The following is a 15,004-nucleotide window of genomic DNA, read 5'->3' as shown; positions in this document are numbered from 1 at the left end:
ATTCCAGAAAGGATAACCGCAATACAGCTCTTTTCGGTTCGGACCCGACTATCCTACGAAATCGTGGGGGAAGATTTCCAACAGCGCGTCTGGTCGGTGTGGAAACGGACTGCGGATCTATCGTGGCCGGTAATACTGACGCAGGTGCTTCGGACGTTAATGCGAACCACAGACGTAATCGTCGCTGGATTTCTCTCGCCAGCAGCAGTGGCAGCTGTCGGTCTCGCGGATGTGTACGCACGACTCCCTGCGCGCATCGGCTCCGGCGTGGGCGATGGAGCGATCGCATTATCGAGTCAAGACACCGGCCGTGGTGCCGTTGGAAACCGGAACGAAGCTGTTACACAAGCGCTTCTCATCGGTGTACTCGCCAGTGTTCCGTTCATCGTGTTCGGTCTCTTCTTCAACGAATGGGCGATCGCTGTACTCGGGGCAGAGATCGACGTGGTCCAGAGCGGAGCGTTGTATCTGGTGATCATTCTGTTGAGTAGTCCGGCGCGTCACACCGTGTTGATCGCTGCCCGCGCCATTCAGGGAACCGGTGATACGCGTTCTCCGATGATCGTTCGGAGCGGAGCAAACGCCGTCAACATCGTCGGAACGGTCGTTCTCGCGTTCGGGATCGGTCCGTTGCCGGAGCTTTCAGTCATCGGTATCGCGGTCGCAACCACCAGCGCCAATTATCTCGAAGCGATGGCGTTTCTCGTGTTTATTTACAGCCACTGGAGTCAGATCGAATACGTCCATCCGACCGATCCGATCATCGGAAAGCAGCTGATCCTCATCGGACTCCCCCGTACTGCCGAGGGACTAACCGAACTGATCGCTGAGTTCCCGTTTAACGCCATCTTACTCGTGTTCGGAACGGAGGTCAACGCTGCCTACCACATCGGACGGCGGATGTATCAACAGATCGCTGCCCCGCTTTCACGTGGATACGGAATCGCGACCAACATCATCGTCGGCCAAGGACTCGGGGAAGGCAATCCGACCGAGGCGTACTGGGACGGCAGCATCATCGCTATGCTGGGGGTGATCACCGTCGGTGGACTCGGATTCGTTCTGTTCGGGATCGCAGAACAGTTCGTACTGCTTTTCACGCACGATCCGATGACCGTCGCGTACGCGACGGGTTTCGCCCGAGCGTACGCGCTTTCGACCGTTCTCATCGCACTGTACGTCGTGATCGCCGGGGCACTTCGAGGCGGAAGCGAAACGAGAGTCCCGTTTCTGGCCAAACTCTCGGGGACGTTCATCTTCCTTCTCGGGACGACCTATCTCTTCGGACTTCGACTCGGATACGGTGTCGTTGCGGCATACGCCGGGATTGTCGCTGATTATGCGTGGCGGAACGTGGTACTTTGTTTCTACTACGCGACCGGTGATTGGCGCGAGCGAGGAACGACGATGATGACCGATCGAGCAGGTGCCGACGATGAGCACGCGTCGACGCCCGACGACTAACGCTATCCAAACTCGTGAAGCGGTCCTCATAACCCGATTTTCGAACGACACAGATCCCACAACGCGATCGTAGCTGCCACTGCAAGCCAAAGAGTAATAGAAGACATACGTCAAATATTGATATGGATGGAATGACGATTGTGCTAGGATGGGACGCTCTAGACTACGAATTAGTCGAAAAGTTCGGGCTCACAGAAACGTTTGGGCCGTATTATTCGCAGCTCGAAACGTTCGACAATCCTCATCTCGGTAAGCCCCACACCTACGAGGTATGGCCCTCGATCATCACAGGGGTGCCACCGGAAGAACACGGGATTCACGTCGAATCGACAAACGGGGTGGACTGGAAAAATCCGGCCGTTGCGGCAGTAAGTCGAACGGCCAGAGGCATCGTGCCTCGACGTATCCGGGCCAAGTTCGGGCGACGGCTCCAGAACCAAGGAGTGCAGCTCGATTTCAAATCCGCAGACTACTACGAATCACAGGGTATCTCGACGGTGTTCGACGGGCGAACAGCTCGTCCTGTTGCGATCCCGAACTACCGGGTTCCCGCCGACGACGAACTCGGAATCGTGTTCGATCGAGGCGCGCACCTCAAACAGTTCCTCAACGTCGAAGATATGGGCAATGGAAACACCCAATCGGTTCCGACAGCATCGCTCTCTCAGCTCGAAGAGCGACTCGCCACTGAAGCCTTGGGAAAGCTGGGTGTCGTCCACTCCGCCATTCAACGCGAATACGACCTCATCTTCGTGTGGTTGGGATTTCTCGACACGATCGGTCACGTTGCGCCCGTCGCAGCCGAAACCGATCCGAGTTGGCAAGAACGCGCGTACCGAATGGCTGCAGAGTGGACGGATGAAATCAAACACTCCCTCCAAGACAGCGATCGACTGATATGTGTCTCCGATCACGGCCTCAAAGAGGGAGAGCATACACACGCTGCGTTTTTCGGTACCACTGAACAACGACTCCTCGACGATGCCGAGTCCGTTTACGACATCCGGTCCGTAATCGAAACCGTCACGACGAGTAACCCAACAGTCGACGAACCAGCACTCCGGCCAGCATACACGGGTAACGACAGTGTTCAGACTCGTACAGCCGATGACGTGAGAAACCAACTAGATAATTTGGGCTATCTATGAGCGGGATCCCCGTGCTTTCGGTCCGAATGAAATCAGCGACGGCTACCTTCTTCGAAGCGTGAAGTCATCGGCATCAGCAAGCGATCCGCAACCGCTACCAAGAACCGCTCAGCGTAGCCGACTGATTTCCACGAGGCTACGAGTCGAACGAGATCGCGCCACGGTCAGAAATCATATGACCGTTACAAACATACGCTTGTAATCGAAAGCTGTTGGTACCCTTCTACTCCTGTACTACGTAACGGTTAGAGAAACCATGGGAACGCTTCTGACTCGCATTACTATCTTATTCTAAAGTACTGAAATAATACATACCGGGACAAGCCAGCATAACTATTAATCATGTGTGCTCCGTACGCGAAATAATGGTCGGGAATACACCAAACATCCTCTTGATACACTGTCACGATCTCGGACGGTATCTCGGCTGTTACGGACAGGATATCGACACGCCGAACATCGATGCGCTCGCAGACGACGGGGTCCTCTTCGAAAATCACTACGCGACGGCCCCCCAGTGTTCACCGAGTCGCGGGAGTCTGATGACTGGCCGATACCCACACGTCAATGGTCTAATGGGACTGGCTCACGAGGACTGGGCTCTACATCCCAACGAGCGTACCATGCCGGAGTACCTAAAGCAGAGCGGATACAGTACGCATTTGTTTGGACTTCAGCACATCACAGATCATCTCGATCGACTCGGATACGAACACATCCATTCCGGCGGTAATCTCTCACCAGCAGTTTCGCCTGCGATCCACGAGATCAACCGAGCGCGGAATATCGCCGAAACGATCGACGTCTTTTTCGAGAAGGACACCTTTGAGGAGCCGTTTTTCGCCTCGATTGGGTTTTTCGAAACCCACCGCAGACAGGACAACGGACTGTACGGATTCACGGACACGGAGTACGAGGCTGCTGATCCCGCCGAGATCGAACCACTACCGTATCTCCCTGATGAACCCGGGATCAGAGAAGACATAGCTGCGATGCACGGAATGATTCAGGCGATCGACGACGCTGTAGGAACGATCACCATCGCACTCGAAGCAGCAGGGTGTGCCGATGAAACGCTCGTCATATTTACGACCGAGCACGGGATCGCCTTCCCGCGAGCGAAGGGATCGTGTTACGATCCCGGTATCGAGGCCGCCCTTGTCATACGGTATCCAGGAATAATCGACGGTGGACAGCGTTGTGATGATCTAGTGAGCAATGTTGATATACTACCCACGCTGCTCGATCTACTCGGCAAAGCCATCCCGGAAGAGATCGAGGGACAGAGTTTCCTGCCCCTGTTGACCGAAGAGATGTACTACCCCCGCGATAATCTGTTCGCCGAAATGACCTGGCACGATACGTACAATCCAATGCGGGCGATCAGGACCGACCAGTACAAATACATCAGGAACTTCTGGCACTTACCATCGATCTACCTCACGAACGACGTCTTCAAAAGCAAGGCTGGCCGAGAAGTCCACGAACAGTTACAATCCGGCCGGCGACCCTACGAAGAGCTGTACGATCTCGAAAAAGATCCGTACGAACAGACCAACTTAGTCGATGATCCGCAGTACGAACACGTCCGTGACCAGCTCCGAGGACGATTGGTGCGCTGGATGAGACACACGTCCGATCCACTGCTCGAAGGGCCCGTACCGCCCGCGGATTACGAGGAATTACTTCCACGGATATAACGGAGGCCTGAGCGATGAGCAACAATTCGATACGTGAGATCGAACGCATATTCGCGTCCCTAATGGCGGAAACAGGAGAGCACCGCTTCGATCGCTGAAGCCGGTCTGCTATGCATCAGCCCTCGTACAGTCGATTCAGGTCGGAGCTGATCGGGAGAACAGTGTTGTCCACGTTATAATAAATATGTAAATACGTAATGTTTTATATCCAATACATGATAGTTAATATTTTATCTATTTTCTATCTCTGAATATCCTACAAAATTAAAAATTACACCGTTAAAGCTGTTTTCCATAATCATAAATATTCTGAATAATGGGCAGAAAGCTTATTATACAGATATACAATCAAAGATGTATATCATGGGACGTAATCGGTACCATCGACGCGCTCCGTATAGTATGAGGTCGATCGCACTAACGACGGAGGGCATCGATCTTTTGGGGAGGTGGATACACACAACGATCTTCACTAGCTGTACAGAAACGGTACAATCGACATCCATCGTGCCATCACGGAGCAAACAATATGAACGCTCGGATCGGAGAGCGCAGTACGGACGACGATACTAATCATTACTCTACAGATGAAAGTCGACGAACGAGCATCGATGGCTAGCGTTCAGAGGACGCCGCAGCTCACGAAGTACGAGATTCACGACGTACTGCGGAACAAACGACGGACATGGGTGCTAGAACAACTTCAGCAGACACGGAAACCGATACCGCTACGGGAGTTGTCCGAACAAGTGGCAGCAGTGGAAACGGGCGAGACACCACCGCCTCGAAACATCAGAGAAAGCGTCTATAACTCCTTACACCAGACTCATCTGCCAAAACTCGATGAACTCGGAATTGTCGAGTATCACGTCGACCGGAAGATTGTCGCACAAGCCGAAGGGTTCCATCAAGTCACCCTCTATATGGAGGTGGTTTCAGCTGATGACGTTACCTGGGCAACTTACTATCTGGCAGTAGGATGTGTGACACTGGTAGTGATCACGCTCTCAAGCGTAGGACTCCCGGTGTTCGCTGCGCTCTCAGTGACAGGATGGTCGATACTGTTTTTTGCCCTGTTCGCCCTCTCTGCGCTGTATCAACGAGTGAGTCACGAGTCGATTTATCTCGATGTGCTCCACTTCCGAGATGATGACTAGCGCTCACCACAACCAGCTGTCGATCGTGACTTACAACCAAAAATACGTCTTATAGGTGTATAGCGACAAGCCGATACCAAGCAGTAGGAGGTAAAACAACACTATCAGTACGTTTCGCTTTACTGCCTTGGGCTTTATCCCTGGAAAGACGAAGAAGACTGAGTGGGCGACTTCTAATAACTCAGTGTACCTGATCATTTCATTGTCCATATGCCAATTTTCACTTATCTCACGAATCGGCTCATCATTACCACTGCTATAGTGGCAACACACATAGATATGCACCCGTAGTACGTATCTCAACGAGTGGTTAGCTCCATCAAACGGACGAACAACTCACGCTTGAATATCATATGAACATTAACTAACTACAATATATAAGTCACTTGGATGGATCGTTCGGCTATGAAGATCGCGTACGTGCTCTCCCAGAACAAGGGTGGACTTCCACACTACGCTGCGGAACTCGCCAACGCTGTCGCCCATCACGCCGATGTCACAGTGTTCAAACCAGCAGAGACGACCGCAGATAGTGTCTTTTCGGACGACGTCGAAACCGTCGATATATTCAGAAGTATGAGCATATCTATCCCCGATATGTATTCATTCGATTTTGAAATTACGAACAATCTACAAGGACTATCGTCTTATCGAAATCTAAAACGGATCCATGAGTACGATCCGGATATCATCCACGACCCTACGGATTTCTTTCCACAGGTGAAATTCTTCACGAAAATGTACCGATTGGACACGCACTATCCGTTCGTGGTGACGTACCACGAAGTCCCGCCACCGGTGACTTCGCTGTCGAACCCGCTTGGAACAGCCGAAGAACTCCTCAACACAGCGATTCCGGACGCTGATCTCAATCAGATCATCGTCCACAGCGACCAGCAACGGACGGCGTTCGCCCGTCGACTTGATCGACTCGACATCGAGGTCATTCCCCACGGTGTCTACGAGTTCTTTACGGAGCACGACTATCAGCGACACCCTGAAAGCCCGACTACGCTGCTCTTTTTCGGAAACGTCTTTCCAGGAAAAGGTCTCGACGTGTTGGCGGAGGCGATCAGGATAGTGAAACGTGATATTCCCGATGTGACGCTCGTCATTGCTGGAGACGGTCGTTTCTCTTCGGAAACGAAACGGATCATCGAGGACGAAGAGGACTGTTTCGAGATCCACAACTACTTCATCCCGAACGAAGCTGTGGGTGAATTCTTTTCGCGGGCTGCGCTTGTCGTGTTACCGTATCGAGAGGCGCATGCTGAGGGCACGAAAGGACACAGCGGGGCCCTGTCGACAGCTTACGCCTTCGGAAAACCCGTGGTAACCACTGCGATCGGTGACTTTCCCAGACAGGTTGGCGGATCCGATTCCGGGCTAGTGGTTCCACCCGAAGATCCAGTGGCGCTCGCAGACGCTATCACCGAACTCCTTGAAGACGACGAACGACGGACGGAGATGGCTACCAATAGTGCACAGCAAGCCCAACGACTGTCTTGGGAAAACATTGCCGAGCGCCACATCGAGATGTACGAGCACATAATCGAACAGTCCACACGGTGAACACCGCTCTAACGACCGATTGCATCGTATAACTCGTCGTTAAACGCTTCTCATTCCCCGATCGACCCGGATTGAACGGTGAGAACGGACCCGTCAAACGACCTAACAAGCTTATATTTATGCGCAATCCGTGTGCAGTACGACGATAATGAAGATAGTATTATATCTAGATAAAGCAAATATAGTAAATAAAAACGTGCTGTCGATGCGTATCCCGTGATGAGCCCGGAGATGTCGATCACGCCGCGTCAGTGTAGCCAGTCAGGAAGAACTGTACGCGAACGACAGATCCCATGAATTATACGAAGATACTACGATCGTCGCTCGGAACGTTTGTAACGAGGGTCGGTCTGTCGGTAGCGGTCTTTTTGGGCATCTTCTATCTCGCGGTGGCGACAACCCCGGTAGTACTCGGCATCTACTCGTTATTCATCGCTGTTATTCGAGCACTCGATCTTCTGACCAACGTCGGGATCACCGAAGCAGCGCAAAAACGGATCAGCGAAGGCACCGAACGAGACGAATATTTCACCGCCACGTTGGTTGTTCGTCTGGGCTTGTTCGCTCCCGTCGGTATCAGTGTCGCAATCTACCACCAGCAGATCGCCACCTACATCGGAAGCGAGTTGGTGGTGCCGTTCCTATTCGCAGGATCGTTCGCCTTTCTCGTCCGGAAAACGATCGAATCCGGGTTGATCGGTGAGAAGAAAGTCGCACAAGCGGGCTTGCTCCAGTTCATATACGCAACCGGACAGCTAGCTTCGTGGATCTTTCTCGTATCGCTTGGCTACGGATTGTTCGGTGTCCTCGTAGGCTACGTGGTCGGACAGTTGGTTGCTAGTGGGGTTGGAATGATCTTGCTCACGCTCCGGTTGAAGCGGCCCACGATACAGCATTTTCGGAGCCTGTTCGAGTTTGCCAAATACAGCTGGGTTGGAGCAGTAACTACCCAATCATGGATCTGGACGGATACCCTCGTTCTCGGAATCTTCGTCGTGCCCTCGTTCATCGGGGTTTACGAACTCGGCTGGCAGATAACCGGTGTGCTCTTTTTGCTCGCTTCGGCGATCAGTTCGACACTGTTCGCCAATATCAGCGAACTTTCCGTCCACGATGAGGCCGAGCGGATAACGGACCTACTCGAACGCTCACTCGTCTACACCGGAATCCTTGCAATTCCGGGGATGGTCGGTGGGATGATCTTTGCCGAGCCACTATTAGCCATCTTCGGTGAGGAGTATCGGATCGGAGCTACGGTCGTCGTGGTCTTGATCCTCTCGCGGGTGTTCCACAGCTACGAAGTGGTCTTCGGGAAAGTGATCAACGCGCTCGACCGCCCGGATCTGATGTTCCGAACGAACGTCGTGTTCATCCTCTTCAACCTCGTTTTCAATGTCCTCGCCGTTGCGACCATCGGGTGGCTCGGTGCCGCACTCGCTACGACCGGGGCGATGGTACTCAAAACAGGATTATCGTATTACTACATCCGTTCGCTACTTACGTTTTCGATACCAATACAGGAGATCCTCTTGGAGATACTCTCCGCGCTGATCATGGGATTTTGTCTGTGGTTGCTCGTTCCCGTCTCGTCGTCGCTTCCACCGTTCGAAACTATCGTATTCATCGGGGTTGGAGCAGCGATTTACGCCGCATCGGTGCTCATATTGGTCGAACGGATCCGGGTTGCGACAGCTGACATGTTCCGAACCCTACTGTTGAGGATGGAAACGTGAAACGCGTGATATCGGCGACGGCAAAGCAGACGATCACTCTCCGGCGGTTTCTCCTGTCGGACGACCACCGATCGACAGTTGATTGAGGACGCCACGAACGAAGGGACCAGGATCGTCCAGATGAACGAAATCGAAATGGGGCTGATCGTAGCACGAGGAAAGCACCGCCCACAACGCGCTACGGAATCGCGGCCGTTCGATAAGAGGGTACTCGTCTCGGAGAACGCTCCAGAGATACTGCAGTTCACCGATGAGAAGGTGATTGCCGGTGCCCAATTCGTATTCCGGTTCGATGCGATCCGCGTTGTCCGTCGCTACCAACCAGTGAGCGTACGGAAAGTCGGCACCTGCGAGCACGTCCATCTCGATCGATGCCCACACACGGGGGTTGATCTCGGTGAATTTATACTCCCCTGAGTCGGGATCCTGAAGAAACTGCACCGAGGCGAGACCGTCCCACCCGAGGTGTTCGAGTAACCTCCGTCCGAGCTCTTCCAAACGGGAATCGTGCATCGTCTTTCGAAACGCGCTTGCACCACCGGCGTACGACGTTCCTCTAATCTGACATTTTTGACAGGTCAACACCGATGTGCCGTCCTCACACAGTCCGCGAAAGCCGTATTCGGTGCGCGTGTCTCGAACGAGTTCCTGAACGATCGGGATGTGATCCGGTGCCTGACAGTCACTTTTGTGCATCGTCGCTTGGATCGTCTTCAAATCCGGCTCGGTACCAGGCGGGACGTATATCGGCTCCATTTTTCCCTCACAGTCATGCGGAGACAGCGAGCTCACGTAGTCGCTGGTGAGAATCGAATACCGGGGTTTGATGATCAGCTCACGATCCCAGTCCGCCACGTCCTCGAACGACCACGTTTCAGGAACTTCGATCCCCGCTTCTCGGGCGGCGTCAGCCATTCGAAGCCCATCGTGCACCGTTTGGACGTTCTCGAAGGAGGGCCACAGCGGAACGACGTGTTCTTCGAACTCGGACTGGTACTTCGAAAGAACGTAGCTGTCCATCTCTCGGTGTGGAATGATCGTGTGCACGTCCGGCCGTTTTGCAGCCGATAGTAGGGCATCCTTGTACGCGATCAGATCGTCGTAGGGCGAGGGAACAGTGAGCATCTCATCACAGTACCGCGACGCAAACACCGGCCTGTCCGGATGTTCAGAGACGACAACCGTGTGAACGCCCTGTTTGCTGAGCGACCGAACACACGAAACGCTGCTCCCAGAATCGTTAACTGGGAGAAGGATCGATCGATCACTCTCATCTCGCTGATCCATACTATGTAGTGATGTGATTACAATATAATCTTTATCTAAATGGTTAACATTAGAGTATGTGATAATGTGGTAATATAAGAATAGACAGGAGCAAGCGAATGAGACACATCATCGTTGGGCATGAACGAGATAGACCCCTGATCGCCGGTTCGTCGGTGGGCCAAAAACCGTGATCGAAAACCCTGCCCTGGTGAGGAACGCTTCGATTTCCTCGGCAGTCGTCCCATATCGTCGGCACTTGTTCGAATGGACTTCGAGGTAGAGAGATCTGACTTCTGTGAGTATCCCTTGTAACCCGCGCAAAACCTGCAGCTCCGCCCCCTGAACGTCCATTTTAATCACGCCGGGGGGCGTAAATACCCCATCCTTGACCAGCGAATCGCCTCGTTTCGTTTCGACGGTCGAACCGTTCGATTCCAGGGAGAGATGGTGATGGCCTGCTCCAGCCGCCACGAACTCCGAAGAGAGCGTACACGTACCGTCGTGATCCGAGAGCGCGACCGAAGAGACCGTCCAGTCGGCGGTGAACGCGTTCCGTTCGAGGTTCCGCCGGAGACGGGAGCGATTCGTTGGCTCGGGTTCGAATCCGACGACGCTCCCGGTGGTGAGGGCACTCGCAACAGGACACGTATACGTTCCGATACACGCACCGATATCCCAGACCGTTTCGGAGCCGCGTAGCTCCGCCAGCAGGGCCTCTATCACGGCACGTTCGCCGCCAAGATCCGTGGCTCTGCGGTACTCCGATCTCGTGGAAAGTCCAAACTGGACCGTTTCTCCACCGATCCGAACGGACATCACGCCACCACAGAGTGCAATCCGGAGCAAACAGTACGCGGTGTCGATCTTCCAATAGAGTTCGTCGAGGAACGATAACGCATCGTATCGGTCGGTGAGCTGCGACGCCGTGTTCAGGAGTCGGTGTGTCACAGAAAAGAGACCGGAGTTCCCGGTTCGAGGCGTGTCGTCGGTCGAGGGATCCCCACGTCGATCACGACACATCGTTTTCGGGACCGGGGGATATCGTAGTCGACTGTACGAGGGAGCTTTTGACGGTTCGACAGGCGGTATCGAGCGCACCGGTTGCTCCGCCGCCGATGGCCAATCGATCGGTGCCACCCGCACCTCCACCGGCGTGCCCGGTGATGTCGCTGGCTATCCCGGTCGCACTGAACTCGCCGGCCAACGGCTCACCAACCGCGACGGCGAACGAACCGTCACCACCGGCAACCACGATGGTGATCGCGTCCTCTCTCATGGCGCGTTTTGCGAACGCTCGCACGTCGTCGAGTTCCCAAGAATCGAACGTGATCACTCGAACGGGCGGATCGCCGTCCATCGTCATATCGACTTGTGACAGCCACGAATCAGCCCATCGCTCCCGAACGGTATCGAGCTCACGGCGCAGATCGCGACGTTCCTCATCGAGCGTCGTGACCCGCTCTGGAAGATCCGTGATGCGTGCGTCGAGACGTTTAGCTGCTTTTGTTGCCGCTTGCAACTCCCCATGGGCAACGGTGGGCGCGGCGTTCGTGTTCGTCTCCCAATCACGACTGATGGTCAAACTCTCTTTGACCAGACGCTCTCGTCGCCACCAGTAGACAGTCGTCCCGGTGAGAGCGAGAACCGAGACGAGTCCGATGAACATCGTATTATTCATGGATCAATCGTTTTAACCGTGGTCCCACGGCGGGATTGGTGATAACCGGTGCGAGATAGGGTGTGATCGCGGACAGTCGGCTGTATCCCTCAAGCGAAGCGCGGTGAGCCCGATGTGGCGGCGTTACGAAGCTCATGAGCGGATAGTCGACGCCGCCGAACTGGGCTTTGAACTCGTGAACGCTAGAGCCACGACGCGACCGCCCGAAGTCAACGATCGACCGCTCGGCCCGACAAGCCCGTTCGATCGCTTCGAGGTAAAGCAGATGGTTCGGTCGGTAGTCCCAGTGGGTTCGCCTCGAAGCGGGCGTCCAGACGGTCGTCGTATCTTCCCACTCGAACAGGAACACGCCTGCGATCGGTTCGCCGTCGCGTCGTGCGAGTAGGATGGTAGCTGCCTCTTCGAAGGCGTCTACAAGCGACGCGAAAAACCGCTCGGGAAACTGCGGGCTTCCTAGCCGGCGCATCGTTTCGAGATACAGCGGATAAAACTCCTCGACAGTGCCGTCAGTCACGCTAACACCCTGATCGCGTGCAGTCCGGACACACCGGCGAACGTCCTTATCAAAGACCGTCTCCCAGAGCACCGCAAACGATCGATCGACCGACAGACGGATCGACGAGCCGGTCGGGACGCCACCGTAGCCAACCGTGTTGTACCCGGCGACACCGCTCCAACCGGCGTCTTTGACGACGCGTGTGTCGCCGGTGTTTTGGAGTGCCGATAGCACTGCTGTGTCCGTCGTTTCCGTCTCGATCAGCGGAAAGCCGTACTCACAGAAGGGGTTGAGTACGCTTCGTCCGACGCCCTCGAACACGACGAATCCGGGCATGAGTGCACGAACCGTTCCGCTATCGGTGAGTAGAACGTGTCGAGGATCGTATCTGAACACCGTTTCGACGGTGTGTAACCATTCTGCGGTGTGAAACACCGTTGCCTCGGGGTGTGCCTCGACGAAGGCTCGCCACTCGGGAGTTCGATGGGGACGAACCGACCGTACCGTAAGGGCATTCGTCTCGGTCATGGTTCACCGCCATCGGTAGACGTACGGACGACGGTCTCAGCCGTCGTAAACGCGAACGCATCGAGCAAGGCGTCGAGTTTCGTTTGCAACCGGTCGATACCGTAGAAGCTGATACACCGTTCGTGTGCTGGAACGGTTGAGGTCTTCACAGCTGGGTTGAACTCCCAGGGATGAAAGTATATCGTTGCTGGAAGTCCGCGCGCGTTGAGCGTGCGTATCCCTCGTTTCAACAGCCACGTTGGGAGCAGACGAGCGTAAAATCCACCAGCCACCGGCAGTTTGAGTCGCGGATGGAACACGGCGAGTGGCAGTTCGGTGAGTGTTCCGTTCCCGTTCCGTTCCTCGAAAGGAGCGTTCGGATCGAGGGTGTACGGTCGGATGGGCGCACCGGAGACGCCGTACATCGGCGTTCGAACCGGAAACACACTCGAATCGTACCGATATCCGGCGTCTTCGAGCACCTCGATCGCCCACCGTGTCTTGGGCGTCACGGAGAAATTCGGGGCGCGAAAGCCCACCGGTCTCGCTCCGATGGCGTCGCGGATCGCTTGAGTGCTGCGGTCGAGTTCCACAGCGAACTGTTTCGGAGAAAGATCGAACAGCGGTCGATGCGTGTCACCGTGCGAACCGATCTCGTGACCGGCACCGGCGATTCGGTCGATGAGCTCCGGATACCGGCGTGCGACTTCACCGACGACGAAGAACGTCGCCGTCACGCCGTGCTCGGCGAGGAGATCGAGAACGATATCCACCGATTTCTCGATGTGTGCGACTGGACCGGTCACAGAATCCCGGAGCAGCGTGGCCGAATACCAATGTTCGAGATCGAACGAAAGGACGTTTGAAACCCTCATCGAACCCGTCTGCCCTCCATACCGGTGTTCGCAAAGTAGGTGCTGAGTGCGTGGAGAACGATCGCGGTAAAACAAGCAAACGTCCCAACGAGCATGAGAAAGGCAGCAGTGAGCGCGAGACCGATCGGAAACGTCCCGGATTGGATGTAATTATCCAATGATAGGTAGCCGACGCTCAACCCACTGAACGTGAGTCCAAAACCCGGAACGGCCAGCGCTGTCAGGGGGCGTTCGCGCTCGATCGTTTTCAGAATGTTCCGAACGAGGACGACGCCGTGAGACAGCGGTGCTTGGGTGCTCGCGTTCGCCACATCGTACGTCACTGTGATGGGGACTTCTTCGATGGAGTAGCTGTGGTGGTGAGCGTGATAGAGGATATCCGTGCTCGCATCCATCCAATCTCCGATGTTTTGATCTGCAGCGAGGGTCTCGATCGCCGTCCTGTCGTACGCACGGAACCCGCTTTGAGTGTCACTCACCCGCGAGGCAGCCCGTACGACACCGAGACTCAGGTTGGTCAGTCCGTTGATCGTTTTGAGACCGACACGACGGTACAGGGGGGCGTTCGATACGGCCCCATCGACAAACCGGCTCCCGATGACGAGGTGAGCATCAGTCCGCTTTTGGGCAGCCACCAGCCGTGGAACGTCGGCTGGATCGTGCTGGCCGTCGCCATCGAGGATAACGAGATGGTTGGCATCGTATCGGAAGGCGGCCTCGAACGCCGTCTTGATGGCGGCTCCGTAGCCCCTGTTTCGTCGGTGTTCGATCACCGTTGCCCCGGCTGCTGTCGCCCGAGCGGCAGTGTCGTCATCGCTTCCATCATCGATAACGAGCACGTAATCAGCGTGCTCATCGGCACGCTGCACGATATCGCTAATGGTGGCTGCTTCGTTGTACGCGGGAATCGCCACGAGAACGGAACAGATCGTTTCCGAAATCTCCAATTCAAACTGCTGTATGGAGGTGTGTTCGTGGCTTATCGCGTTTCCGTTTGCAGCGATATCGCCCGACCCAGCGACACCATTCTCGATAGCGGTTCCGATCACCCCCGTCCGATCCTCAGAGGAAGTACCGTCAGCCCTATCATTCGCTCCTTCTGTCATCATCTCTCATGGCTATGAACTAGCCATCATGAGTAGTAAATATCATCTAATTAGATCGGTAGAACAGTTTATTACATTGTCAAGAAATGATTAACGTGTGGTTATTCGTGGTGAGACAGAGCGATAACACGATGTAACGGTGTGTGAAAGAACGGAGCCGGAATGGTACAGAAAAGGATGAACGTAGTTAACAGTGGGATTCATTGGGTCGCTAGAACTGTTTATCGGTGCGTTATACGATTCATCACATCGAACGAACTGATAAACCATCAATTCTGTTTAAAATATCGGCCACTAAC

Annotated in this window: 12 protein-coding genes; 6 read left to right on the top strand and 6 right to left on the bottom strand. The window is 54.7% G+C overall.

Going from position 1 to position 15,004, the window contains the following annotated elements; all coding sequences use genetic code 11:
* Window positions 1–132: 132 nt before the first annotated feature.
* The 6 genes from MW046_RS13470 (at window position 133) to MW046_RS13445 (ending at window position 8,774) form a co-directional block, all read left to right on the top strand.
* Window positions 133–1,464: an MATE family efflux transporter gene (locus tag MW046_RS13470; RefSeq protein ID WP_282190241.1), complete on the top strand. Its 1,332-nt coding sequence runs from the start codon at window positions 133–135 to the stop codon at window positions 1,462–1,464.
* 131 nt (window positions 1,465–1,595) lie between these two features.
* A complete protein-coding gene (locus tag MW046_RS13465; RefSeq protein WP_247995103.1) occupies window positions 1,596–2,612 on the top strand; it encodes an alkaline phosphatase family protein in 1,017 nt (338 codons plus the stop codon).
* 365 nt (window positions 2,613–2,977) lie between these two features.
* Window positions 2,978–4,312, top strand: a complete 1,335-nt coding sequence (locus tag MW046_RS13460; RefSeq protein ID WP_247995102.1) for a sulfatase family protein — start codon at window positions 2,978–2,980, stop codon at window positions 4,310–4,312.
* A gap of 611 nt (window positions 4,313–4,923) precedes the next feature.
* Window positions 4,924–5,469 carry a DUF7344 domain-containing protein gene (locus MW046_RS13455; protein ID WP_247995101.1) on the top strand — a complete coding sequence of 182 codons (546 nt, stop codon included), beginning with the start codon at window positions 4,924–4,926 and terminating at the stop codon, window positions 5,467–5,469.
* A 405-nt stretch (window positions 5,470–5,874) separates the two neighbouring features.
* Complete coding sequence (locus MW046_RS13450; RefSeq protein ID WP_247995100.1) at window positions 5,875–7,041, top strand: glycosyltransferase family 4 protein; 1,167 nt, start codon at window positions 5,875–5,877, stop codon at window positions 7,039–7,041.
* Between the two features lie 293 nt (window positions 7,042–7,334).
* Window positions 7,335–8,774 (top strand): MATE family efflux transporter, encoded by a 1,440-nt coding sequence (locus MW046_RS13445; RefSeq protein WP_247995099.1) that lies wholly within the window; start codon window positions 7,335–7,337, stop codon window positions 8,772–8,774.
* Between the two features lie 33 nt (window positions 8,775–8,807).
* Here MW046_RS13445 and MW046_RS13440 read toward each other — a convergent pair whose 3' ends face one another.
* From MW046_RS13440 to MW046_RS13415, 6 genes are all read right to left on the bottom strand, one after another.
* On the bottom strand, window positions 8,808–10,061 hold the full coding sequence (locus MW046_RS13440) for a carboxylate--amine ligase (RefSeq protein ID WP_247995098.1): 1,254 nt from the start codon (window positions 10,059–10,061) through the stop codon (window positions 8,808–8,810).
* Window positions 10,062–10,169: 108 nt separating this feature from the next.
* Complete coding sequence (locus tag MW046_RS13435) at window positions 10,170–11,063, bottom strand: FkbM family methyltransferase (protein WP_247995097.1); 894 nt, start codon at window positions 11,061–11,063, stop codon at window positions 10,170–10,172.
* Complete coding sequence (locus MW046_RS13430) at window positions 11,053–11,709, bottom strand: alanine--tRNA ligase (RefSeq protein ID WP_247995096.1); 657 nt, start codon at window positions 11,707–11,709, stop codon at window positions 11,053–11,055. Before MW046_RS13430 ends, MW046_RS13435 begins: the two co-directional genes overlap by 11 nt.
* Window positions 11,710–11,713: 4 nt before the next feature.
* On the bottom strand, window positions 11,714–12,745 hold the full coding sequence (locus tag MW046_RS13425; RefSeq protein ID WP_438268200.1) for a lipid II:glycine glycyltransferase FemX: 1,032 nt from the start codon (window positions 12,743–12,745) through the stop codon (window positions 11,714–11,716).
* A complete protein-coding gene (locus MW046_RS13420; RefSeq protein ID WP_247995095.1) occupies window positions 12,742–13,599 on the bottom strand; it encodes a polysaccharide deacetylase family protein in 858 nt (285 codons plus the stop codon). The genes MW046_RS13425 and MW046_RS13420 overlap by 4 nt, the downstream gene beginning before the upstream one ends.
* Window positions 13,596–14,705, bottom strand: a complete 1,110-nt coding sequence (locus tag MW046_RS13415) for a glycosyltransferase family 2 protein (RefSeq protein WP_247995094.1) — start codon at window positions 14,703–14,705, stop codon at window positions 13,596–13,598. Before MW046_RS13415 ends, MW046_RS13420 begins: the two co-directional genes overlap by 4 nt.
* Window positions 14,706–15,004: the final 299 nt, after the last annotated feature.

Origin of the sequence: Halocatena salina (assembly GCF_023115355.1) — an archaeon.
GTDB classification, from domain to species: domain Archaea; phylum Halobacteriota; class Halobacteria; order Halobacteriales; family Haloarculaceae; genus Halocatena; species Halocatena salina.
This window is presented reverse-complemented; position numbering and strand designations above follow the sequence as displayed.

Bases quoted from the DNA above. Each gene is read 5' to 3' on its own strand.
- MW046_RS13415 (WP_247995094.1), bottom strand. From the start codon at position 14,705: ATGACAGAAGGAGCGAATGATAGGGCTGACGGTACTTCCTCTGAGGAT.
- MW046_RS13420 (WP_247995095.1), bottom strand. From the start codon at position 13,599: ATGAGGGTTTCAAACGTCCTTTCGTTCGATCTCGAACATTGGTATTCG.
- MW046_RS13430 (WP_247995096.1), bottom strand. From the start codon at position 11,709: ATGTTCATCGGACTCGTCTCGGTTCTCGCTCTCACCGGGACGACTGTC.
- MW046_RS13435 (WP_247995097.1), bottom strand. From the start codon at position 11,063: ATGTGTCGTGATCGACGTGGGGATCCCTCGACCGACGACACGCCTCGA.
- MW046_RS13455 (WP_247995101.1), top strand. From the start codon at position 4,924: ATGGCTAGCGTTCAGAGGACGCCGCAGCTCACGAAGTACGAGATTCAC.
- MW046_RS13440 (WP_247995098.1), bottom strand. From the start codon at position 10,061: ATGGATCAGCGAGATGAGAGTGATCGATCGATCCTTCTCCCAGTTAAC.
- MW046_RS13445 (WP_247995099.1), top strand. From the start codon at position 7,335: ATGAATTATACGAAGATACTACGATCGTCGCTCGGAACGTTTGTAACG.
- MW046_RS13465 (WP_247995103.1), top strand. From the start codon at position 1,596: ATGACGATTGTGCTAGGATGGGACGCTCTAGACTACGAATTAGTCGAA.
- MW046_RS13425 (WP_438268200.1), bottom strand. From the start codon at position 12,745: ATGACCGAGACGAATGCCCTTACGGTACGGTCGGTTCGTCCCCATCGA.
- MW046_RS13450 (WP_247995100.1), top strand. From the start codon at position 5,875: ATGAAGATCGCGTACGTGCTCTCCCAGAACAAGGGTGGACTTCCACAC.
- MW046_RS13460 (WP_247995102.1), top strand. From the start codon at position 2,978: ATGGTCGGGAATACACCAAACATCCTCTTGATACACTGTCACGATCTC.